This window comes from Spirochaeta thermophila DSM 6192, assembly GCF_000147075.1.
Classification (GTDB): Bacteria; Spirochaetota; Spirochaetia; order Winmispirales; family Winmispiraceae; genus Winmispira; species Winmispira thermophila_A.
This window is the reverse complement of record NC_014484.1, coordinates 1,792,359-1,813,500: the sequence shown is the minus strand read 5'-3', so window position 1 is coordinate 1,813,500 and position 21,142 is coordinate 1,792,359. Positions and strand designations below refer to the sequence as shown.

Here is a 21,142-nt window from a genome sequence, read left to right as displayed (position 1 = left end):
GTCACTCGACGAGGCCGCTCACCAGGAAGTACACGGGGGAGTTCCAGTAGATGGTGACCTCGTTGGTGGAGTAGCTCCCCACGTCGTCGATGTAGCACTTGGCGGGCGGCTCGCCTCGAAGGGCCCCCTGTGCCACCGGATCCTGGAGTCCGCTGTTGGGGCCTCCCACCACCATGCCCGGTATGGTCGTGCCTGCTGCCGAGGAGACCCTGTGGTGGGGATGCTCCGCTGCCTTCTCCCCGAATCCGGTGATGTAGGACCGGGAGAGGGGGTTCCTCCCCAGGAGGTAGTCGAGGTGTTCGGCCGCCGCGCGCTCGTACCGGGGATCTCCGGTGAGTCGGGATGCGATGAGGAGGTACATCCCGTTGTTCGCCACCGTCATGTTGCTTCCCCACGGGTACTCGGTGAGTGAGATGCGGTAACCGGAGGTCTCCATGGTAGCGAGGATGGCCTCTGCCTTGGCGGTGAGGTGGGCGGCGAGCTCAGCGGCGAGGGCCTCGTCCTTGTGAGGGGTGAAGAAGAGGTAGGTGATGGTGCCGTAGTCGGCCACGTCGGCCCAGCCGAGTCCGGCCCGGATGTCGCCGCGAGAGAGCGCTTTGAGGGCCGTGTGGAAGTCTTCCTCGCCGGTGGCGGCGTAGAGCTCGCAGGCCGCCCAGTAGCGCTCGTCGGCATCGTGGTCATCGCCGTACTCGCCTGTCTGGATGCCGGGCGGGTTGCGGAACCCGGGCGCCGAGGGGTGGGCTTCCAGCCAGGACCAGGCCCTACGGGCCGCCTCGAGGGCGCGCCGTGCGAGTCGGGGTTCGACGATGGCGTAGACCCGAGAGGCCATGGCCATGACTGCGGCGAAATCGGCGGTGGCCGCGGAGGAGATGGGGGAGAGGACCAGTTCTCCACCGGTGATGTGGGGCCAGTCGAATCCCGCGAAGTTCCGGGTGGTGACCTTGTGGTAGACCCCACCGCTCTCCGGATCCTGCATCGAGAGGAGCCAGAGGAGCTCGTCTTTCACCTCGTCCAGCACGTCGGGGACCCCGTTGCCGCTCTCAGGGATCTCGAGGGCGTCGGAGGAGGTGGCATTGGGGTAGAAGAGGTGGGCGAGGAGGAGGTCGGCCACTGCCTTGGCGGCGGGGACCACGTAGCGGCCGTAGTCACCTGCGTCGTGCCAGCCTCCTCGGACCTCTTTCGTGATGGTGGTGCCGTAGACGAGGGCGGGGGTGGTGTGGCAGGCGGGGTGGGCCCAGGCCCCTGCGAGCGAGGGCGCAAGCTCGGTCCCGCACCGCTGGAGGTAGAAGAATCTGAAGAGTGCGGTGTGCAGCTCCTCGTAGATATCCTCACGTATCTCGAACGGCACGGAGCGCGTCTCGCCTACCTCCACCACGTAGGTGCCGGGGGTGGTGAGGGCGGTGAAATCCCCGAGTCGTACGGTATCTCCCGAGTCCCTGTCGGGGATGGGGGAGGAGAGTGTGCCCGAGAAGACCTCTTTCCCTGAGTCGGCCTCGAGCACCTTGAAAGAGGAGGAGTCCACCATGGTGACGAAGACCTTGGGGGCGGTGGGGAGGTAGCCGACCTGGTTGAGATGGACCGCCGGCCGGAGGCCGCCGGTCTTTTCCTCAGGGGGGCCGCCTGTGAGGTCCTTGAGCGAGATGTTGTCGAGGTAGATCCGGTGGGCACCTGCGGGGGCTGTTCCCTCCGCGGCGGTGCCGAGGTTGAAGACGAGCCTCGCCGCCTTGTCGGTCTCCTGCATGCTGAACTCGAAGGTGTAGTGCTGGAGCGCGGTTCCCACCTGGAAGTTCTCCTCCAGATAGCCTGTCCAGGGTGGGCCGTCTTTCTGGATCCGGACCTGCACGGTCCTCGGCTCACTGGCGCGCATGTCGAACTCGAGGCGGTAGGTGTGTCCTTCTTCGAGGTGGAGTCCGGGATATCCGGGCTGCACGTGCCAGGTGTCTTCCCCGATGGAGGAGATCTCAAAGACGAGCATCCCGTCTTCTGTGGTCATGACCGCCTTTCCCGGATCCTGGGTGAAGAGGGTCCAAGGGGTGGTACCTGCCGAGAAGTCGCCGTTCTCCAGGAGCTCCTCGGCGGCCGTCTCTCCGGCTTCCTCGGGAGGCGCCTTTCCACCTCCCTCCGGTTGAGGGGTGGCACATCCGAGGACCAGGCCCAGAAGCACGAGCGAGAGGGTCCTGAGTGTACCGGTGAGTCGCATGCTGATCCCTCCTGTAAATGTTATAACATTGCGGAGTATACCACGGTGTTGGTTGGTTGTCAAACATTACCTTCTTTTCGTGTGCGAGGAATTGTCGGGATGGGCCTACATGCGGTATGGTAAGAGGGCACATCGAAGGCGCATGGAGGATGTGGTGGCCGAGTGCGTGTGTTCGCCGCTCATGAGTGACGGGGTGGTCTTTCAGCGGGGAGTGCCCCTCAGGGTATGGGGGAGGGCCCGGCCCGGGGAGAGGGTGGAGGTGCGGTTCAGGGGCCACGTGGCGGAGGGGTGGGCCTCACCCACCGGGGAGTGGGAGGTGGAGCTTCCCCCCCAGGATGCGGGAGGGCCCTTCTCCCTGGAGGTGCGGTGTGGCGGGGTGCGGCAGGTGGTGCGCGATGTCCTGGTGGGGGACGTGTGGCTCCTCGGCGGCCAGTCGAACATGGAGCTGCCGGTGCGGCGTACCCTTGATCTCTTCGGCGAGGAGGTACGCGATGCACGGTGTCCCTTCATCCGCGAGTTCGTGGTGCCCCTGCGCTACCACTTCCACGGTCCTCTCTGCGATCTCGAGGGCGGTTCCTGGAAGGAGGTGACCCCCGAGACGGTGCTCGAGTTCGGCGCGCTGGGCTACTTCTTCGCCCGTCATCTCTACGAGCGGTACGGGGTGCCCATCGGCCTGGTGCGTGCTGCGGCAGGCGGCACGCCCATAGAGGCCTGGCTGGCTGAGGAGGTCCTGGAGGCCTACGGGGTGTACCGTGAGGAGCTCGCCAGGTGCAAGGACGATGCCTCGCTCCGGGCACTGCTCGCGGAGAATGCCCGGAGGATCGAACAGTGGCATGCCGAGCTCTCCCGCGCGGATGAGGGGCTTCGCTCCCGGCCGCCCTGGTGGAGTGAGGAGTACGATGACCGGGAATGGGAGGAACACCTCATCCCCGGGGTCTGGGACGGACCTCCCCTCGGTGGGTTCTGCGGGTCCATCTGGTTCAGGAGGGAGATGCTGCTCCCCGTTTCGCCTGAGGGAGGGGCCCTTCTCAGGCTCGGGGCGATCATCGATGCGGACGAGGTGTATGTGAACGGTGTGGCCGTAGGGAGGACTGGCTATCGCTACCCCCCGCGCACCTATCCCATACCCGAGGGGGTGCTCAGGAAGGGGAGGAATCTGATCGCGGTGCGGGTGGTGGTTCACCGGGGGCACGGTGGGTGGGTGCCCGGGAAGCCGTACCGCCTCGAGTACGAGGGGGGCAGGCTCGAGCTCTCGGGTGTCTGGAAGAGGCGGATCGGGGTGGAGATGCCCCCCTGCGAAGAGCAGATCTTCCCCCAGTACAAACCCGCAGGCCTCTACAACGGGATGATCGCCCCGCTCCGGAGGTTTCCCATCCGGGGGGTGCTCTGGTACCAGGGAGAGTCGAACACGGCCCGTCCCCATGGGTATGCCGCGCTCCTTGCGGACCTCATCTCCCTCTGGCGGCGCACCTGGGGGAGGGACGACCTCCCCTTCCTCTACGTCCAGCTCGCGAACTTCGAGCCCTTCCCCTGGGAGCAGGGGAGGGGGCTCTGGCCCGTGCTCAGGGAGGAGCAGCGGAAGGCCCTCCGCGTCCCGGGCACTGCCATGGTGGTGACCATCGACGTAGGGGAGTCCAACGACCTCCACCCTCAGGACAAGAAGACCGTGGGGGAGCGGCTCGCCCTCTGTGCGAGGGCCCTCTCGTACGGCGAGGAGATCACCTATCAGGGGCCCCTCGCCAGGGAGGTGGTGAAGGAGGGGGATGCCCTCATCGTGGTCTTCGACCATGTGGACGGCGGTCTCCTCTCGAAGGGAGACGTGCTGGAAGGGTTCGAGCTCCGCACCCCCGACGGGCGGTGGGTTCACGCGCAGGCTACGATCGTGGACGGAAGGGTGAATGTCCGGCACCCCGAGGTGCCCGCTCCCACCGCGGTGCGCTACGCCTGGGCCGACGACCCCGTCGCCTCGCTCTACAACCGGGCGGGCTTGCCCGCCTCGCCGTTCGTGCTGGAGCTCGGGTGAGCGGCCCTGATGAGGAACCCCTCTTCCACGGGGAGGTCGGTCTTGAGAAAGCCCCTCTGGTTGTGGGAGAGGGAGTCCACCTCCCTCCCTTCCTCGTCGAGCAACCTGAAGCTCGTGTCCTTGAGGGCGTGGATGTGGGGGCCTACGTACTCGAGGCACATCCCCCTCCTGATGCGGTTGCGCACGTCGAGGGAGAACAACCCCTCTCCCGCCTTGTGCCCCACGATGCCGAGGAAGACGTGCCGGGGGCGCACCTCCTCGCTCGCGGGGTGCGCGATGCCCTCCTTCTCGAAGTAGAACCCCGTGGAGTACTCCCTGTGGCTCACGTGGAAGAGGTCCTCCCGGTAGCGGTGGAGGTCTGGTACCGGGATGCCGCTGAGGGCATCGAGGGCCTTCCGGTAGGCTCGGGTGACCACCGCGGTGTAGTACACTGATTTCATGCGCCCTTCTATCTTGAGGGCATCAACCCCTGCCTCTTTCATCTTGTCGAGGTGGTCGAACATGCATAGATCTTTCGAGGAGAGGATCATGGAGAACCCCTCCCCCTCGAACACTGGGTAGTACTCGCCGGGTCTCAGGCGTTCCTCGAGCACCCGGTACTCCCACCTGCAGGAGTGGGCGCAGTCGCCCCGGTTGCCCGATCTGCGGTCCGCCATCCAGGCGCTCAGGAAGCATCGTCCCGAGTAGGCGAGGCACATGGCGCCGTGGACAAAGGCCTCGATCTCCAGTTCCGGGACAGCGTCCTTGATGCGGCGGATCTCGTCGAGCGAGAGCTCGCGGGCCACCACGATCCGGGAGATGCCGAGGCTGTGGTAGAGGCGGGCCGCCTCCTCGTTGGTGCAGTTGGCCTGGGTGGAGAGATGGATGTGGGCCTCTGGAAACCGCTCCTTGAGGATGGGGAGCACCCCGAGGTCGCTTATGATGAAGGCATCGAAGGGGTAGAGGGCGATGTAGTCGAGGCTCGCCTTGAGTCGGTCGAGGTCGGGGGGGTGGAAGTACACGTTGAGGGCGCAGTAGAGCCGCCTGCCGGTCTCGTGTTTTATGGGCACCACCTCCCGGTAGTCCTCACCCGAGAAGTTGTCAGCGCGGGCCCGGAGGGAAAAGCCCGCCAGACCGAGGTAGGCCGCATCCGCCCCATACCGGTAGGCATAGATGAGTTTTTCAACGTTCCCTGCAGGAGAGACGAGTTCCATCGTGAGGGTGAGGGTACGACGAATGCGTGAGTCTGTAAACCCGTTCTCTACTGTGCGAGTTCCTTCATCTTGAGGACGAAGTTGTAGACACCGTTCTGGAGGAGTCCCATGGCCCGGTCGAAGACCTGGGCGAAGTCTTCCGGTGAGGGGAGGATCATCTCCACCGTGGCCCACACGTTGTCATCCACAATGTAGACCTTGGCTACCTTGGAGAGAGCTGTGACGTAGTCTGCGGCCACGAGGACCTGCTGGTATTCATCTTCGCTCTCTATTTCCCAGAAGTTGGGGTAGATGATGCTGAAGTACTCAGGATCCTCTTCATCCACGATGATGTAGTAGATCCCGCCGTCGTAGTGGAATTCCACGTCTCCATCCTCGTCGATACGAGGTCTGGTGCCGAGGTCGTCCAGAAACTCGAGGTACAAGGTCTGGAGTTTCGCCTCCATTGAGGAGAGATTGCCTTCCTGGGACTCCTGGGCTGGGAGAGGAAGAAGGCTCAGCAAGAGCAGGGGGAGGATAGCGGAATACCGCATAGCCATCTCCTTACAAGTGATAGAAGAGTGTACTACAGTTCGCCGGTCTGCGCCAGAGGTTTTCTCGAGGCATAGAGTTCCTCACGATGAGTGTTGAGAAACTCGAGCATGTACTGCTGGATGCCGCCGAAGAACTCCTTTTCGAGGGCCGTCCCCTGGGGGGTGAGGTACCTAAAGTGCCACGGTTCGTACCGATACCCGGTGAGGTGTTCGTAGCCTTCGGGGTACGAGAGTGAGAAGCCGTACTCCCAGGCGTGCACCGCGAGCCACCTTCCGGCCGGAAGATCGGCAAACCGGTCCTCGATGGGGGAGAAATCCACCGCGAGGCCGAGTTGGTGCTGGGAGTGACCGGGCCGGGCGGATTCCCTGTCGGCCGCCTCCTTCCCGTAGGTCTCGACCTCCCACCGGTAGATGGCCGCCTGGCGCTCGTACGACCGGTAGCACGAGCCCACCACGAGCTCCACTCCCTCCTCGCGCGCCGCCTCTGCCATGCGGATGAGGTCGGGGACGACCTTCTCCCTGAGCATGAGGCCGGGCCTGGCGAGGGCGAGGCCCCGTCCCTCGAGCGGGACGAGGTCCTCCGGCTCGTAGTCGGGAGGAAGCCCGTGCGATTTGTCCACCAGAAGGAAGAGGGCAGGGTCTTTTTCCCATAGGGTGAGCACCTCGTCGAGCTTGGAGAGAAAGGTGACAGGATCAGCCTGAATCCCCTCACGGATTCCTGGAGGAAGGTCGGCTGTCATCCTCATAAGGTCGTCCATGGTGAGGGTGTAGCGGGGGTGTAGCAGGCCAGGCTCCTCAGGATGCGGTGTCGCGTGCTCCTCTCTCCCAGTACAGCCTCCTGCGAGCACTGCCACCAGGGTGAGCGTGGCGAGGGGCCTCACCTGTTCCTCCGCTTGAGCTTCTCCTCGAAGAGGAGGTCGATCACCTCTTCCATGGATTCGACCATGTGGAAGGTGATCCCTTTGCGGACGTACTCGGGGATTTCCTCCAGGTCCTTCTCGTTGCTCTTGGGTATGATGATCTCCTTCACCCGTGCTCGTTTGGCAGCGATGACCTTCTCTTTAAGCCCTCCTATGGGGAGCACGCTTCCTGTGAGGGAGAGCTCGCCGGTCATGGCGAGCTGGGGTCGTACCTTCCTTTCGGCCACCAGGGAAAGGAGGGCGGAAGCCATGGTGATGCCCGCCGACGGGCCGTCCTTGGGTGTGGCACCGGCCGGCACGTGGAGGTGGATGTGGTGTCGCTCGAAGAACTCGAGCGGCAGGCCGTAGCGGGGGGCGATCGAGCGCACGTAGGTATAGGCGATGGTGGCCGACTCCTTCATCACGTCGCCGAGCTGACCGGTGAGTGAGAGGCCTTCCCTCCCAGGGGTGGCCACCGCCTCTATGATGAGCACCTCGCCGCCGAATGGGGTCCACGCAAGGCCGAGGGCCATGCCTGGCTTCTTGATGCGCTTGGTCTCCTCCTCGGGATAGAGGGGCTTGTCGAGGTATGTCTCCACGTTCTCCGGGGTGATGGTGACGGGCAGCTCTTCCTGCGAGAGTTCTTCCATGACGAGCTTCTTTGCCACCCTCCGGTGGATCTTGTCGATGGCCTTCTCAAGGTTGCGCACCCCTGCCTCGCGAGCATACCCGCGGATGATGGCGCGCAGACCCGGGGTGGTGTACTTCACGGCGTCCTTGGCGAGGCCGTGCTCTTCGAGGGAGCGGGGGATGAGGTAGCGCCGTGCGATGGCGATCTTCTCCTCCTCTATGTAGCCCGAGAGCCTGATCACCTCCATGCGGTCGAGGAGAGGCCGCGGAATGGTGTCGAGGGTGTTGGCCGTGGCGATGAAGAGGACCTTTGAGATGTCGAAGGGCACATCGAGGTAGTGGTCCCTGAAGGCGACGTTCTGTTCAGGGTCGAGCACCTCGAGCAGGGCTGAGGCAGGGTCCCCCTGGAACGAGACTCCCAGCTTGTCGATCTCGTCGATCATGAAGACCGGGTTCTTGGTCTTCACTATCTTGAGGCCCTGGATGATCTTCCCGGGCATGGCGCCGATGTAGGTACGACGGTGTCCTTTGATCTCCGCTTCGTCTCGCATGCCGCCCACCGAGAACCGGAAGAACTTCCGTCCGAGGGCCCGGGCGATGGACTTGCCGATGGAGGTCTTCCCCACCCCGGGGGGGCCCACGAGACAGATGATGGAGCCCTTGGTCTCTTGTTTGAGCTTGCGGACTGCGAGGAACTCGAGGATGCGTTCCTTCACGTCCTCAAGTCCGTAGTGATCCTGGTCGAGGATGCGTTTGGCTTTCTTGATGTCGACTACTTCGGGGGGTGGATCCTCCCAGGGGAGGGAGAGAATGGTCTCGAGGTAGTTTCTGCTGACTGTAAACTCGGGCGATTGGGGTTCCATGAGTGAGAACTTCTCGAGCTCCTGTTCCACCACTTCTCTCACCTCATCGGGGAGAGGGAGCTTTTCCATCTTTTCCTTGAACTTCTGGTACTCGGCACTCTTGGCGTCGACGGGCATGCCGAGTTCCTTCTTGATGGCCTTGAGCTGTTCCCTCAGGAAGAACTCCCGCTGGCTCTTCTCGATCTTCTCGTTGATCTGTTTCTGGATCTTCTGCTGTATCTTGAGGAGCTCTTGTTCGCGCTTCACGTAGATGAGGACTTTTTCCATTCGGGCGCGGATGTCGAAGATCTCGAGGATCTCCTGTTGTTCCTCGCGTTTTATGTTGAGGACCGCGGTGATGAAGTCGGCGATGCGGCCGGGCTGGTCGATGTTGACCATGTTGAGTCGTATCTCCTCGGAGATGAGGGGGTTGTTCTCGAGGACTTGTTTCATCTCTCCGAGGAGGGCCCTCGTGAGGGCCTTTACTTCGTCGGTCTGTTCTCCTGTTTCCTCAGGGTATTCCACGGCTGCGATGATGGGGGGGGCTTCCTGGAGGAACTTGCGTACGACGAAGCGCTTGAGGGTGGAGACGAATATGTTGAGTCCGCCGTCGGGGAGGTTGATCTTCCGCAGGATGCGGGCCACGGTCCCCACGGTGTAGAGGCCGTCCGGCGAGATGGATGTCCGCTCTTCGGTCCTGGTGAGCACGAGGCCGATGAAGTTCCCGCCTTCGAGGGCTTCGTGCACCGTGCGGACGTCGGCCTCGCCGGTGACGATGAGGGGGGTGACCATGCCGGGGAAGAGGGGGCGGTCGACGAGGGGGAGGAGGTGGAGTTTCTGGGGGAGTATCTGGTCGGCAGGGATGATGTGCTGTTCCATCATGCCTCCTTGTCATGGGTTTCCGTGGGGGTTTACCAGGGTGCGATACCCCTATTAAAGTAAACAAAATCATGCGCAGGAACAAGCGAACAGAGGGGGTGGTGGTCCGCTCCCGGCCGGTGGGGGATCAGGACAGACAGGTGGTGATCCTCTCTCGCGAGGGGCTCCTCGAGGCGACGGCCTACGGCGCCCAGCGGCCTTCTTCCAGGTTGGGGGCGGCTGCGCAGGTGGGCTCCCGGGCGGTCTTCTACCTCTACGTCAATCCGGTGAAGGGGCATGTGAAGGTGTCGGATGTGGATCGGGTGGAGGTGCTGGGCGCAGGCAGGCTCGAGGGGCTCGCGGTGTTCCAGTTGTGGGCCGACCTGGTGGTGGCGACGCATGGGGCGGGGCACGAGGCCGAGGTGTATCGGCTGCTCCTGGAGGGGAGGGATGCGCTCAGGCGGGCGGGTGGGGTGGAGGAGGTGGAGCGGGTGCTGGTGGGGTGGCTTCTGCGGTTCCTGGGGCTCCTCGGGGTGGCGCCGGAGTGGGATCGGTGCGCACGGTGCGGGAGGGGGTTGGGCGAGGAGGGGGCGTGGTGGGGGAGTGTGGAGGAGGGACTCCTGTGCAGGGGGTGTGCGGTGGGGCGGGAGGGGGCGTGGTGGTTGAGTGGGGCGATGCGGGGGGTGTGTGCGGGGTTCGCGGAGGGGAGAGTGGGGTTGGGGGTGCGGGTGCGGATGGAGGAGGGGGTGAGGAGGGGTCTGGTGAGGGTGGTGCTGGAGCGGGGGGAGGAGGCGGTGGGGAGGAGGTTGGCGAGTGCGGGTCTGGTGCGGGAGGTGCTGGGGGTCAGCGGGGGAGGTGGCTGAGGAGGAAGCCGAGGGCTTCGAGGGTGGGCTGCCGGTGGCGGGGGAGGAGGGGGTGGCGTGGTCGGCGTCGGGTATGGTGCGGAGCAGGGTGTGGGGGGAGGGGCAGGTGGTGTGGAGGCGGGCGGACATCCAGGAGGGGATCACCGTGTCCGCGGTGCCGTGGACAAAGGCGATGGGCACGTGGACCCGCGCCACGGCCTCGTAGTTGTCCAGGGTGAGGACCTTCTCGTCCACGTCGATCTTCACGAAGGGTGCGGCGTACCAGGGGACGCGGTCGGTGCGCCACACCTCGGCGAGCTCGGCCGAGGTGGTGAAGGTGGCGATGATGAGGAAGGCGTCGGCCTCGGGCATGCCGGCGCACCTGAGGGCGGCATACCCGCCGAGGGAGTGGCCTGCGACGATGAGGGGGAGGTCCGGTGCGTAGCGGGCCTTTACCAGGCGGAGGATCTCCGGTGGGTCGGAGGCGAGGGTCTCTGTGGTGGGGCTTCCCCCGCTTCGTCCGTACCCCCTGTAGTGCACCGCCACCACGGTGAGGTCCCACCGGGTCACCGCCTCCCGGAAGAAGGGGAGGTGGGCCTTCGAGAGGCCTCCGTTCCCGCTGAAGAAGAGGAGCACGGCCCGGGGGGTCGGGGCAGGGACGACCCATGTCTCGAGCCCGGTGCCGTCCGAGAGGGTGATGAAGGTGCGCTCCACGCCCGGGAGGGGATTCTCTTCCCCCCTCCCTGCACCTTCGAAGAGCTCCTTTTCGTGAAAAGAGACGGTGGCGCATCCTCCGAGGAGGAGCACCACCGCGAGCAAGGAGGCCAGTACCACGTTTTGTGATCGAGCGACACTTCGTGATATCATGAGGGATCTCGCCCTCATACCTCTAGAACAGGGTATCTTGGGCACGTGCTTCAGGCCTGTCCCAGAAGTCCCTCTATCTCGGCCATGTCTTCGGGCCGGAGCGGGCCTTTCTCCATGGCCCCGGCGAGTTCGAGGGCCTGGGCGGTGTTCTTGAATCCCGGGATGGGGATGTTGACCGGGCTCTTGGCCCACAACCACGCGATGGCCCCCTGGACGAGGCTCCGGCCGTCCCGGGTGAGGATCTCCCGCACGGCCTCGAGTTTCTCAAGGAGGGTTTCGTTGGGTCTTCCGTCGCGGTAGTACTGCATCCACTCGATCCTCTGTCCCCTGATGTCGCCTTCGGGCATGCGGTCGCCCGGCCGGTACTTCCCTGAGAGGAGCCCCATGCCGAGGGGGCTGCGGTTGAGGCCTGCGAGCCGGTGTTCTTCGCAGTACCTGATGAGCCGATCGTCGTGGAAGAGGATGTTGCACTGGTACTGCATGACGCTCGCCTTCGGACGGGCGGCGATGAGCATGGCCCCCTCGAGGAGGTCGGTGCTCCAGCCGTAGGTGCGGATCTTGCCCTCATCCACCAGGGCGTCGAGGGTATCGAGGCACGGGCCTACGTCGGCGAGGTTCATGCTCCAGGTGTGTATCTGGTAGACGTCGATGTAGTCGGTCTTGAGTCGGCGGAGGGATGCCTCGAGGGCCCGCCGAATGTAGCCGGGTGAGACGTTCTCGCCCTGGAGGGTGCGGGTGCTCTCGTTGAAGAGGTTGCCGAATTTGGTGCCGATCACCACCCGGTCGCGTCTTCCCTTGAGGGCCTTGCCGAGCACTTCCTCGCCGTGGCCCGCGCCGTAGCAGTCTGCCACGTCGAAGAAGGTGATGCCGGCGTCGATGGCCGCGTGGATCGCGCGGATCGATTCCCTGTCGTCCGCACCGGCGTAGCCGTCGGGCTTCTCGTCCCGGTAGGCCACGCCTCCCATGGGCCAGCACCCGAGGCCGAGGGCGCTCACCGTGATGCCCGATCGTCCGAGTGTTCGTTGCATGGGGTTCCTCCTCGTATGGATGTAGTTCCAGTGTAGTGAGATCAGGAGGCCTGTGCAAGGAAAGGGTGAATCGGGAGGCGTGGATTCCCTGTCATGATGGGTGAAGAGATCTTCGAAGGAGGGGGGAATGGTCTACAGTCAGCCGCTCATCGACGTGGATCCCGCGCGTTGTGTGAGCTGTCACCGGTGCATCGCGGTCTGTCCGGTGAAGTATGCGAACGACGGCTCCGGAGAGGTGGTGGAGGTGCGGCCCGAGCTGTGCATCGGGTGCGGCGAGTGCCTCAAGGCCTGCACGCACGGTGCGCGCAGGGTGGTGGACGACCTGGAGGAGGCCCTGGATGCCCTGAGGTCGGGGAAAAAGGTGGTGGCCTTCGTGGCGCCTGCTGCGGCGGCTCACTTCGGGGAGCAGCACCTCAGGCTCAACGGGTGGCTCAAGGCCATGGGGGCCAGGGCGGTCTTCGATGTGAGTTTTGGGGCGGAGCTCACCATCGCCTCGTATGTCCACTACCTCAAGACAGAACGTCCCGGGTTCCTCATCGCACAGCCCTGTCCTGCGGTGGTGAGCTACCTCGAGCTCTACCAGCCCGAGCTGCTTCCCCACCTCGCACCGGTGGACAGTCCCATGGTGCACGTGATGAAGATGGTGAAGGCCTTCTATCCGGAGTATAGGGATCACGAGTTCCTCGTGGTCTCCCCGTGCGTGGCGAAGAAGCGGGAGTTCCTCACCGTGGGGGTGGGGACCTACAACGTGACCATGCGGAGACTGGTGGACTACTTCGAGCAGGAAGGGGTCGATCTCTCGACCTGTCCCGAGGAGGAGTTCGACAACGATCCGGCTGAGCGGGCCGTCTGGTTCTCGAATCCGGGAGGACTCCTCGCCACCCTCGCCCGGGAGATGCCCGAGGTGGTCTCCCGTACGCGAAAGATCGAGGGTCCTCAGGTCCTCTACCCCTACTTCAAGGAGATCCCGCAGGCTCTCGAGCGGGGGAGCGCCCCGCTCCTTCTCGACTGTCTCAACTGCGAGCTCGGCTGCAACGGGGGGCCGGGCACGCGCTTCCAGACCGGGCCGCGGGACGTGCTGGAGGAGGCGGTGCGCCGCAGGGCCGATCGCATGATGGCCTCCTACAGGAAGCGTGGACTCCTGCCGGGAGGCGGAAAGCGGGCTCTCTCCAGGCTCCTCTCCCGGTACTGGAGGCCCCACCTCTACAGGCGTTCCTATGAGGACAGGTCGCAGATGGTTGACCTGCCTGTGCTCACCGATGAGGTGAAGGCGCGCATCTTCCGGGAGCTCGGGAAGACCTCTCCTGTCGACGAGCGGAACTGCGGGGCGTGTGGGTATCTCTCCTGCGAGGGGATGGCCCGCGCCCTCGCCGCCGGGCTCACCAGGAAGGAGCACTGCGTGCTCTACCTCCTCAAGGAGGAGGAGGCCCAGCGTCAGAGGGTGTCGGAACAACGGCTGGTCCAGCAGGAGCTCATCCTCGCCCTCTACTCGGTGATCGACGGGTTCAGGAAGGCCCTCGGGTGTGTGAACGCCGATGTCCTGCTCGCCACGGCCCGGGAACTCCAGCAGGTGCACGAGGAGCTCCTCTCCGGGGTGAGGAAGATGGAGGAGACACTCAGGGAGAACTACAACACCATGGAGGAGTCGTCCACGCACGTGTTCTCGGCCCAGGAGGACGTGGAGGAGGTGGGCAGGCGGGCGAGGCTCCTCAGGGAACGGTCGGCGACCATCCCCGAGATGGTGTCGCTCATCGCAGAGGTGGCCGACAGGACGCGCCTGCTCGCCCTCAACGCCTCCATAGAGGCGGCCCACGTGGGGGCGGCGGGCAAGGGGTTCGGGGTGATCGCCCACGAGATCAGGAAGCTCGCCGACGAGACCATGGCCTCGGCCGAGGGGATCGGCCGGAAGGCCCGGGAACTGGTGGGGGACATCGCCTTACTCGAGGAGGCATCGAACCGCGAGGCCTCTCGGCTCGGAGAGGTCGTCCCCGCGTTGGAACGTCTTCTCTTCTCCTTGAGCGATCTCATACAGACCGTGCAGCAGAGCATGGGCCTGCTCTCTCAGGTGGGGTTCTCCACGAAGCAGCAGGAGGAGCTCTTCCAGACCATCGCGGCCACGGTGGAGCAGATGACCCAGACGGCGGAGGAGTCGCTCTCTCTCAAGGACCGGAGGGTCGAGGTGTCGAACATCCTCCGGCTCGCCGAGCGGTTGGGCAACGTGGGGCTTTCGACCGCACGCACGGACTGAGTGTCGTATGTCTCCTCGTCTTCGTGGGCTGTTCGCGGTGGTGGGGCTCGTCCTCGTGGGGGTGACGGCCCGGTATGCCCTCCCCTTCCTGGGGGTGTGGGTCTTCCCTCTCATGTTCCTCCCGCTCGGGGGGGTGCTCGCGGCCGGGGTGCGCGGCGCGGGGATGGTGTGGGGGGTGGTGTGGGTCGGGTTCTTCCTCTGGGCCGATTGGAGGGGGTACGGGGGGTATCTCCCGAGCGGGTGGGTGTGGCTCATCTGGGGTGTGGGGGGATCGGCGCTCGTGGAGTACGCCATCCGCCTGAGAAGGGATCGGGATTTCCTCCTGCGGGTGGTGGAGGGACTCATGGAGGGGGCGGCGCACCCGGTCATGGTGTCGGTGGGGGGAAGGGTGTGGGTGAACGCGCGTCTGTGTGAGGAGTGGATGCTCCGGATCGAGCCGGGGAAGGGGTATCCGATCGAGAGCGTATCCATGCTCCTCGGGGGAGGTTCCGTGGAGGAGGAGTTGAAGGGAATCCTGGAGGGAGGGGAGGAGGAGACCGAGCTGGAGGTGGGGGGGAGGAGGCGTCGGGTGTGGTGCACGCGGCGCTGTGTGGCCGGGGGGTGTGTGGTGGTCGTGGTGGAGAGGGAGGAGAGGAGGGAGGAGGAAGAGAGGGTCCTTCCTCCCGTGGTGCGGTTCCAGGAATACCTTGCCTCACGCGGGGAAGGGGCCGTCTGTGCGGTGATCCACCTTGCTGCTCCCTCGCTCTGGGAGGTGGGGCAGGTCTATGGGAGGGGGGTGCAGCGGCAGGTCATCGCCCGCGCGATGGAGCGGATCCGTAGCCTCATGCGGCCTTCGGACGAGGTGTGGACGGCGGGTGAGGATCGCTTCTTCCTCGTGGCAGGGGGGATGGGGGAGCGTGGCAAGGTGGTGGGACTCCTCAGGCGTGTCCTCTCCGCGTGCAACAGGCCCTACGTGGTGGAGGGGCGGAGGTTCGATGTCGTATGGGTGGCGGGTGCCGCGGTCTATCCGTCGGACTCCCGACATCCGGCGCGGGTGGTGGAGGTGGCTGAGTTGGCTCTCGAGCACGCGCTCAAGGAGGGGCGGTCGTATTCCCTCCACGAGGAGGGATGGGAGCAACGCTTCCGGTCGCTCGTGGTACGTCGCCATGAGCTGCACAGGGCCCTCGAGCGGAACGAGCTCGTCTTGTTCTACCAGCCGTTCGTGGACAAGGAAGGGACGGTGGTGGGGGCGGAGGCCCTCCTGCGCTGGAATCATCCGGACGAGGGGATCCTCTCCCCGGGGGAGTTCGTCTCCCTCCTGGAGGAGAAGAGCCTCATCCTTCCCCTGGGGAAGTGGGTGGTGGCCGAGGTGTGCGGCCTGTGGGCCAGGATGAGGGAGCAGGGGATCGTCCTCCCCTTCCTCTCGTTGAACGTGGCCCCGCCTCTGCTCAGGGAGGGTGAGTTCGTCTCGTTTTGTGCGGACAAGATGGCTGTGTATGATATTCCCCGTGATGTGCTCATGTTCGAGCTCACCGAGCGGAGTTTCCTCTCTCTCGCCGAGGAGGAGGGGGTCTTCGCATCCCTCCGTGGTATGGGGATCAGCCTCTGTGTGGACGATTTCGGCACCGGGTACTCGAGCTTCAACTACCTCAAGCGCTGCTGGGTGAGGGCCATCAAGCTGGACCATTCGTTCGTGGCGGGGGTACCCGAGCGGCGTGAGGATGTGGCCATCGTGCAGTCGGTGGTGCGTCTCGCCGGAGATCTGGGGATCGTGGTGATCGCGGAGGGGGTGGAGCGGCGGGAGCAGGTGGCGTTCCTCTCCGCACAGGGGTGTGCGGTGTTCCAGGGGTTCTACTACGCGAGGCCCATGCCCGAGGAGCAGTTCCTCCTCGTGGTACAGGAGCGGGGCTCAGGCCGAGACGGGATCTGATGGTGCGGGCGCCGTGGCGTTGCCGGGCGCGAGGTGGGCGGAGAGGGCTTCGAGGTCCCGCCGGGCGGTGAAGGAGTCGGGTCGGGCGGGGTCGATGATGCATGCGGCGTGGGCGTACTGGTACTCGTGGTAGTAGAAGGAGAAGCCTGCGGCGTCTTTGAGCACGGGAGGTTTCCTCATGAGCTCGTACCGCAGGATGATGCGGCGCAGGTGGTCGTTGTTGGAGATGATGCCCCAGCTCGAGATGCCGGGGAGGAGTACGGGCATGCCCGTGCGGCGCGAGAGCTCCTCGAAGAGGATGCGGTAGTTGAGGTACATCTGGAGGAGCTGGGCGTTGGAGAGCTTGCGGCAGAGGGAGGGGAGGGGGTTGATGGCGAAGGCGAACCAGTAGGGCCTGCCGCCCATGCTCTGAGAGGGGACGGTGTTGCGGTAGAGCACGGCCACCCCTTGGATGGTGCCCGAGGTGAGGTCGGCGAGTCTCGCCACGTAGAGGTCGGGGTTCGTGATGGCTTCGGGGTGTTCGGAGAGACAGATCCCGCCCATGTCGCCATAGTAGGCGTCGAGCGGGGTCTTCGAGAGGTAGAGCTTGAAGGTGTGGGGAGGCTCCTCCTGGCGGTAGGTGCGGGAGAGGAGTTCCTGCCACTTGGCCTGTTCGGCGAGCATCTGGTGGTAGCGGCAGAGTCGTTTGAGGGCGGCGTCCACGGCGTCGAGGGTGAGGGTCTTTCGTCGGGTGAGGAGGAACGGGGCGAGGGCCTCCTGGTGTTCGGCCGCGGTGTGGTCGAGGACGTCACGGATGTGCGGGTCGTCCGCCACGAGCCTGAAGAGGTGTTCGAGACTCAGGGTGATCTGGGAGAGCTGCGCGAGGGAGAGGTCGTCCTCGGCGAGGTCCTCGGAGAGATAGGCGATCTGTTTGGCGAGGAGGGGGTCGTGCCGGTAGCGGGCGAGGGCCCACGAGAGGGCGAGTCCGGAGAGGTGGGGGTCGGATTTGCCGAAGTGTGCCCCTACCACGAGGGCGATGAGGAATCGCAGGTGGCCGGATGCCTCCTGATAGAGACCGAGCGCGGTGCGGAGGGCGCGCTGGCGGGCGAGGAGGTGGTCGTAGCGTCGGCGGAGGCGCTCGGCCTCGGGGCCCTGGGCGGGGGCGGCGGCGAGTTCCTGATAGGCCTCCTGGAGTGGTTCCCGCAGGGAGAGGAGTTTCCTGCTTATGGCCCGGAAGACTTCCTGTTCAGGAGGGGAGGAGAGGGGGGCTCGAAAGACGGCACTCACCGCGAGGAGCGGCTGGAGGGCGATGCGTTCCTTCACGGACGCCTCCTCCCAGAGCTGGGGGGTGGAGGCGGTGAGGGCGAGCGGGAAGGTGTGGGCGAGCGGGGGGAGGGTGGGGGAGACCGGATAGCGGGAGGCGAGCTCCTGGAAGGAGGGGGACTTGGGGGCGGTGTAGAAGAGGGAGCCCATGCCGGGGATGAGGGTGCGGAGGAAGGGGGCGTGGATGGGACCGGTGGCCCTGTCGTAGAGGGAGATGCGCTCAGGGTCCCACCTGCGGTCGCGGCCCTCGAGGATGTCCTCCCGGATGAGCGAGAAGACCGGTTCGAGCTCCGGGTGCCGTCGGAGATAGAGGTCCACGATGTCGGCCGCCCCCTTGATGCGGTCGGGCTCCACGGAGAGGAGCTTCGCGTACTCCGCAAAGGCGTGACGCTGGTGTGTCTCTTCCGGATCGGGGAAGAGTTCCTCGGTGAAGGGATAGGCCGGGTGTACCCCCTGGTGGCCGGCCGTTTCGGTGATGAAGGCTTCCCTCTGTGTACGGGGGGTCGAGAGAAGCCTCCTCAGGTGCCACTTGTAGAGCACGAGCCCGCCCTTGGGCGGCAGGGATTCCGCGAGCGAGAGGATGGCCCGGCCGAGGTCGGGTTCCATCCGCATGCGGAGGAGATAGGCTATGAGCCTGAGCACGGGGATCCCCAGAGGCCGGGGAAGGAGGCGCACGACGAGTCTGGTGTAGGCGGCGAGCTCCTTGATCACATGAGAGGGGAGATAGCCCTTGGTCGTCCGTTTGAGGATCTCCCTCTCGGGGAGGGCGTGGTAGAGGTGCACGCTCAGGCCTTTTTCCGGCGGGAGCGAGGCGAGGAGCGGTTCGAGCTCGGGGAGGGGGGCGAGGAGCTCAATGATCTGATCCAGCGAGAGCTTCCCCGAGAGGGTGTAGAGGGGGCCGAGGACGTGGGTCCTGAGGAAGTGGATGAAGGTGGTGCTTGCCAGGTGGAGCGATCGCCACACGCTCTGGTACTCCAGGATGAGATCGCCTCTCTGCAGTTCCGTCCCCGGGAGGCGGGCGAGGGGCCGGGCGAGGTATTTGATGAGTACCACGTCGCGGGCCAGGTGGAGGTGTTCGTCGCCCAGTACCGGCTTGTCGAAGGGAGGCTCCTGTTTGAGCGAGACGAGGAGTTCCCCGATGATGCGGAAGGCGGGGAAGTGATGGTCTTCCCACTCCCGCCAGTTGAAGTCGCCTTCCATCCTGGGGAGCACCACGTAGAGGAGGAATCCGTGGGGAGAGATCCCCCTCTCTGCGAGGCGTGTGAGGAGATCCACGAGGGGGGCGAGGGCCTTCTGTGGTCCGAGGTACTTCTCGAGGGAACGCTCGAGACGCTGGAGGAGGGGATACGGATTGAGCCAGGTGGGCCCGCCGTGGGTGAGATAGGCGAGGAACAACCGCTCGAGCCCCATCCGGTCGGCAGGGCTGCGAAGCTGGTCGAGCTGTACGGCCGAAAGGAAGGGGATGCTCTGGGACGGGGAGGTGGCAGCCTCCCTTATGAGACGCCAGTACTTTCTCTCCCCTTCTGGAGGGGAGGGAAAGACCTCCTCCCTTCGGTACGAATCCAGCTCTTCAGCTTCGAGATCGTAGATTGAAGGATCGAGGTGTTCGGACATCCCGGCGTCTCTCTTCAAAGAAAATATACCACATAGGGGGAGTGCCTGTCACGATTTCCCGCCCTTTTACGGAGAAAAGAAGGGCGCCCAGTACGATCGGGCGTCCGTGGAACCTCGTCTCGCGTTGGGGTCGTAGAGGAAGTCGAAGTAGTCCATATCGGTGGAAAGGATCTTCTTGAGTTCCGGCAGCGTGAGCTCATAGGACTGGACCGCGCGCCAGAACCTGAAGAAGTCCGGATCCCTGGTGAAGGCCTCGGCGTATATCCTGGTGGCCTCTGCGTCGGCCTGTCCCTTCACCTCGTTCGCCTTCTTCTCGGCCTCCGAGAGGATTGTCTTCTTGTCCCGTTCGAGCTTTCCCAACCACTCCTGCTTCTTCCCTTCTCCGAAGGACCGGTACGCCTGGGCGATCTGGTTCCTCTCCTTGATCATGCGCTGGTAGACGCTCTCAGTGAGGTCGTCTGAGTACCGGATCTGCCGGATGATGACGTCAATGACCTCGATACCGAAGTTCGGGACCACGTGTTTCACCAGCGAGAGCATCTCGTCCGAGAGGACTTTCCGCCCCTTCTTTATCTGTTCCTGCTGGGAGGACACCTGGGTGTACTCCTTGAGCTCCTCGGTGAGTGCGGGTTCCTCACCCACTTCGGCCGGGATCACCTCCTCCGCAGGTATCTCGTTGATGATGTTGGAGTTGCGCACTGCTTCACGCAGCGGGTTGGCGGAGATAACGGTCCTCACCGCACTGTCGATGATGTCGTCGAGGCGGGAGTAGGCGCGCTCCATGGTGGTGAGGGTGGAGTAGAACTTCGCCGGGTCGCTGATACGCCACCGGGCGGTGGTGTCGACCCAGATGAACTGCTGTTCGAGGGTGGGGATGCGCTGAGGCTCTCCATCCCACGAGAGGATCTTCTTCGAGAACTTCACCACATTGTCCACCATCGGGACCTTGGTCTTGAGGCCCGCCTCCTGGTCGACTCTCACGATCTTTCCGAAGCGGATCACCACGGCCTGTTCCCCCTCGGAGAGCACGTACAACGGCCCGAAGAGGAGGAAGATGAAGAGGACCACTGCGATGACGATCAGGGTATTTACGAGCTTTTTCATCGTGCGCCTCCTGTGGTACCGGTGCCACCCAGTTCTTTGAGTGGGAGGAAGTTCTCCAGGGTCTTGTCCACCAGGTCGAGGCTCTCGGCGTTCTGAAGCACCTTCTCGAGCATCTCGTAGTAGAGCCTGGTGCGCGTGATCTCAGGGGCCTTGCGGTACTCCTCGAGGACCGCGAGGAATCGCTTCGCCTCACCTTCCGCCCGGTTGATTCGTTCGGCCCTGTACCCCTCCGCCTCCTGGATGATCCGCTGCGCCTCGCCCTTCACCCTTGGGATCTCCTTGTTGTAGGCTTCCTTACCTTCATTGATGAGTCGGTTCATGTCCTGGATGGCCTTGTTCACGTCCTCGAAGGCGTCCTGCACTTCGCCCTTGGGCGGCACCACGTTCTGCAGCTTCACCGCCGTCACGGTGATCCCGAGGCCGTATTGCTTGAAGAGCTGGTTCATGAGCTCCTGTCCCTCGCTCTCGATCATGGTCCGGTCCACGCTGATAACATTGAGGATGGCCCTGTCTCCCACGAGCATATTGATGACCGACTGTGATATGTCACGGATGGTCTTGATTCTGTCCTCCACGTTGAAGAGCCAGGCCTTCGGATCGACGATTCGGTACTGGATGATCCACTCCACGTCCACTATGTTGAGGTCGCCGGTGAGCATGATGGACTCTTCTGGATAGTCACGACTCGAGTACACCGTGACCACGCCGGGCCGTTCGGTCCTGAAGCCGAAACTCATGTTCTGGATGACCTGGGTGGGGACGTTGTAGTTGCGGTCTATGCCGAGCGGTAGTTTCCAGTGCAGACCCGGCCCCACTGTGCGGTGGTACCTCCCGAATCGGAGTACCACGGCCTCCTCGGTCTGATCGACCACGAAGAAGCTCGTGAAGAAAAGGATGAGTCCCACTACCACCAGTACCACCAGGAGCAGTATCCTGGGTTTCAGATAGAACGGTATCGGTTTGGGAGTGACGTCTCGTTCATACATGGTGTTCCTCCCCTTGCGTTCAGGTGCTGACAGTAAAGCGTACTACCAATACCCCCTGCCGTCA

The 21,142-nt window shown here is 64.3% G+C and carries 15 protein-coding genes and 1 pseudogene; 6 read left to right on the top strand and 10 right to left on the bottom strand.

Translation table 11 applies throughout. The annotated features are described in order from the left end of the window. Window position 1: 1 nt before the first annotated feature. Window positions 2-2,200: a glycoside hydrolase family 9 protein gene (locus tag STHERM_RS08190; RefSeq protein ID WP_013314422.1), complete on the bottom strand. Its 2,199-nt coding sequence runs from the start codon at window positions 2,198-2,200 to the stop codon at window positions 2-4. 79 nt (window positions 2,201-2,279) lie between these two features. Here STHERM_RS08190 and STHERM_RS08185 point away from each other — a divergent pair, with 79 nt between their 5' ends. Then, window positions 2,280-4,223: a sialate O-acetylesterase gene (locus tag STHERM_RS08185; RefSeq protein ID WP_237223241.1), complete on the top strand. Its 1,944-nt coding sequence runs from the start codon at window positions 2,280-2,282 to the stop codon at window positions 4,221-4,223. Here STHERM_RS08185 and STHERM_RS08180 read toward each other — a convergent pair. The 4 genes from STHERM_RS08180 to lon are packed head-to-tail and all read right to left on the bottom strand — an operon-like array spanning window position 4,172 to window position 9,202. After that, complete coding sequence (locus STHERM_RS08180; protein WP_013314420.1) at window positions 4,172-5,416, bottom strand: peptidase U32 family protein; 1,245 nt, start codon at window positions 5,414-5,416, stop codon at window positions 4,172-4,174. The genes STHERM_RS08185 and STHERM_RS08180 overlap by 52 nt on opposite strands. 47 nt (window positions 5,417-5,463) lie before the next feature. Then, window positions 5,464-5,949: a hypothetical protein gene (locus STHERM_RS08175; protein ID WP_013314419.1), complete on the bottom strand. Its 486-nt coding sequence runs from the start codon at window positions 5,947-5,949 to the stop codon at window positions 5,464-5,466. Between the two features lie 32 nt (window positions 5,950-5,981). After that, complete coding sequence (locus tag STHERM_RS08170) at window positions 5,982-6,830, bottom strand: M15 family metallopeptidase (RefSeq protein ID WP_013314418.1); 849 nt, start codon at window positions 6,828-6,830, stop codon at window positions 5,982-5,984. After that, on the bottom strand, window positions 6,827-9,202 hold the full coding sequence (gene lon / locus STHERM_RS08165; RefSeq protein ID WP_041623470.1) for an endopeptidase La: 2,376 nt from the start codon (window positions 9,200-9,202) through the stop codon (window positions 6,827-6,829). The genes STHERM_RS08170 and lon overlap by 4 nt, the downstream gene beginning before the upstream one ends. A 68-nt stretch (window positions 9,203-9,270) precedes the next feature. Between lon and recO the strand changes: the two genes are divergently transcribed. Further along, window positions 9,271-10,041: a DNA repair protein RecO gene (gene recO / locus STHERM_RS08160; RefSeq protein ID WP_148223896.1), complete on the top strand. Its 771-nt coding sequence runs from the start codon at window positions 9,271-9,273 to the stop codon at window positions 10,039-10,041. Further along, complete coding sequence (locus STHERM_RS12340) at window positions 10,034-10,246, top strand: hypothetical protein (RefSeq protein ID WP_041623469.1); 213 nt, start codon at window positions 10,034-10,036, stop codon at window positions 10,244-10,246. The genes recO and STHERM_RS12340 overlap by 8 nt, the downstream gene beginning before the upstream one ends. Here the strand turns inward: STHERM_RS12340 and STHERM_RS12750 are convergent. Then, window positions 10,147-10,656 (bottom strand): annotated as a pseudogene (locus tag STHERM_RS12750) (alpha/beta hydrolase); the annotation flags it as partial. The gene STHERM_RS12340 and the pseudogene STHERM_RS12750 overlap by 100 nt on opposite strands. On the opposite strand from STHERM_RS12750, the gene STHERM_RS12330 reads away from it, so the two are divergent. After that, the gene (locus tag STHERM_RS12330) at window positions 10,571-10,792 is read left to right on the top strand and encodes a hypothetical protein (RefSeq protein WP_041623465.1); all 222 of its coding nucleotides are present in this window, start codon (window positions 10,571-10,573) and stop codon (window positions 10,790-10,792) included. The pseudogene STHERM_RS12750 and the gene STHERM_RS12330 overlap by 86 nt on opposite strands. Before the next feature lie 145 nt (window positions 10,793-10,937). Here the strand turns inward: STHERM_RS12330 and STHERM_RS08140 are convergent, their stop codons facing one another. Continuing rightward, window positions 10,938-11,915 (bottom strand): aldo/keto reductase, encoded by a 978-nt coding sequence (locus STHERM_RS08140; RefSeq protein WP_013314415.1) that lies wholly within the window; start codon window positions 11,913-11,915, stop codon window positions 10,938-10,940. A gap of 127 nt (window positions 11,916-12,042) precedes the next feature. Between STHERM_RS08140 and STHERM_RS08135 the strand changes: the two genes are divergently transcribed. Next, entirely contained in the window at window positions 12,043-14,163 is a 2,121-nt protein-coding gene (locus STHERM_RS08135) for a [Fe-Fe] hydrogenase large subunit C-terminal domain-containing protein (protein ID WP_013314414.1), read from the top strand. A gap of 7 nt (window positions 14,164-14,170) precedes the next feature. Beyond that, the gene (locus STHERM_RS08130; protein WP_013314413.1) at window positions 14,171-16,072 is read left to right on the top strand and encodes a putative bifunctional diguanylate cyclase/phosphodiesterase; all 1,902 of its coding nucleotides are present in this window, start codon (window positions 14,171-14,173) and stop codon (window positions 16,070-16,072) included. On the opposite strand, the gene STHERM_RS08125 is transcribed toward STHERM_RS08130, so the two are convergent. The 3 genes from STHERM_RS08125 to hflK all read right to left on the bottom strand — a co-directional run bounded on the left by STHERM_RS08125 (window position 16,052) and on the right by hflK (window position 21,078). Next, window positions 16,052-18,988: a hypothetical protein gene (locus STHERM_RS08125; RefSeq protein WP_013314412.1), complete on the bottom strand. Its 2,937-nt coding sequence runs from the start codon at window positions 18,986-18,988 to the stop codon at window positions 16,052-16,054. The genes STHERM_RS08130 and STHERM_RS08125 overlap by 21 nt on opposite strands. Window positions 18,989-19,054: 66 nt before the next feature. Next, on the bottom strand, window positions 19,055-20,092 hold the full coding sequence (gene hflC / locus STHERM_RS08120) for a protease modulator HflC (protein ID WP_013314411.1): 1,038 nt from the start codon (window positions 20,090-20,092) through the stop codon (window positions 19,055-19,057). Next, complete coding sequence (hflK, locus tag STHERM_RS08115; protein WP_013314410.1) at window positions 20,089-21,078, bottom strand: FtsH protease activity modulator HflK; 990 nt, start codon at window positions 21,076-21,078, stop codon at window positions 20,089-20,091. The genes hflC and hflK overlap by 4 nt, the downstream gene beginning before the upstream one ends. Window positions 21,079-21,142: the final 64 nt, after the last annotated feature.

Excerpts from the sequence above, each read along its gene's own strand:
- STHERM_RS08190 (WP_013314422.1), bottom strand. The coding sequence starts at position 2,200 with ATGCGACTCACCGGTACACTCAGGACCCTCTCGCTCGTGCTTCTGGGC.
- STHERM_RS08180 (WP_013314420.1), bottom strand. The coding sequence starts at position 5,416 with ATGGAACTCGTCTCTCCTGCAGGGAACGTTGAAAAACTCATCTATGCC.
- STHERM_RS08175 (WP_013314419.1), bottom strand. The coding sequence starts at position 5,949 with ATGCGGTATTCCGCTATCCTCCCCCTGCTCTTGCTGAGCCTTCTTCCT.
- lon (WP_041623470.1), bottom strand. The coding sequence starts at position 9,202 with ATGATGGAACAGCACATCATCCCTGCCGACCAGATACTCCCCCAGAAA.
- recO (WP_148223896.1), top strand. The coding sequence starts at position 9,271 with ATGCGCAGGAACAAGCGAACAGAGGGGGTGGTGGTCCGCTCCCGGCCG.
- STHERM_RS08140 (WP_013314415.1), bottom strand. The coding sequence starts at position 11,915 with ATGCAACGAACACTCGGACGATCGGGCATCACGGTGAGCGCCCTCGGC.
- STHERM_RS08135 (WP_013314414.1), top strand. The coding sequence starts at position 12,043 with ATGGTCTACAGTCAGCCGCTCATCGACGTGGATCCCGCGCGTTGTGTG.
- STHERM_RS08130 (WP_013314413.1), top strand. The coding sequence starts at position 14,171 with ATGTCTCCTCGTCTTCGTGGGCTGTTCGCGGTGGTGGGGCTCGTCCTC.
- STHERM_RS08125 (WP_013314412.1), bottom strand. The coding sequence starts at position 18,988 with ATGTCCGAACACCTCGATCCTTCAATCTACGATCTCGAAGCTGAAGAG.
- hflC (WP_013314411.1), bottom strand. The coding sequence starts at position 20,092 with ATGAAAAAGCTCGTAAATACCCTGATCGTCATCGCAGTGGTCCTCTTC.
- hflK (WP_013314410.1), bottom strand. The coding sequence starts at position 21,078 with ATGTATGAACGAGACGTCACTCCCAAACCGATACCGTTCTATCTGAAA.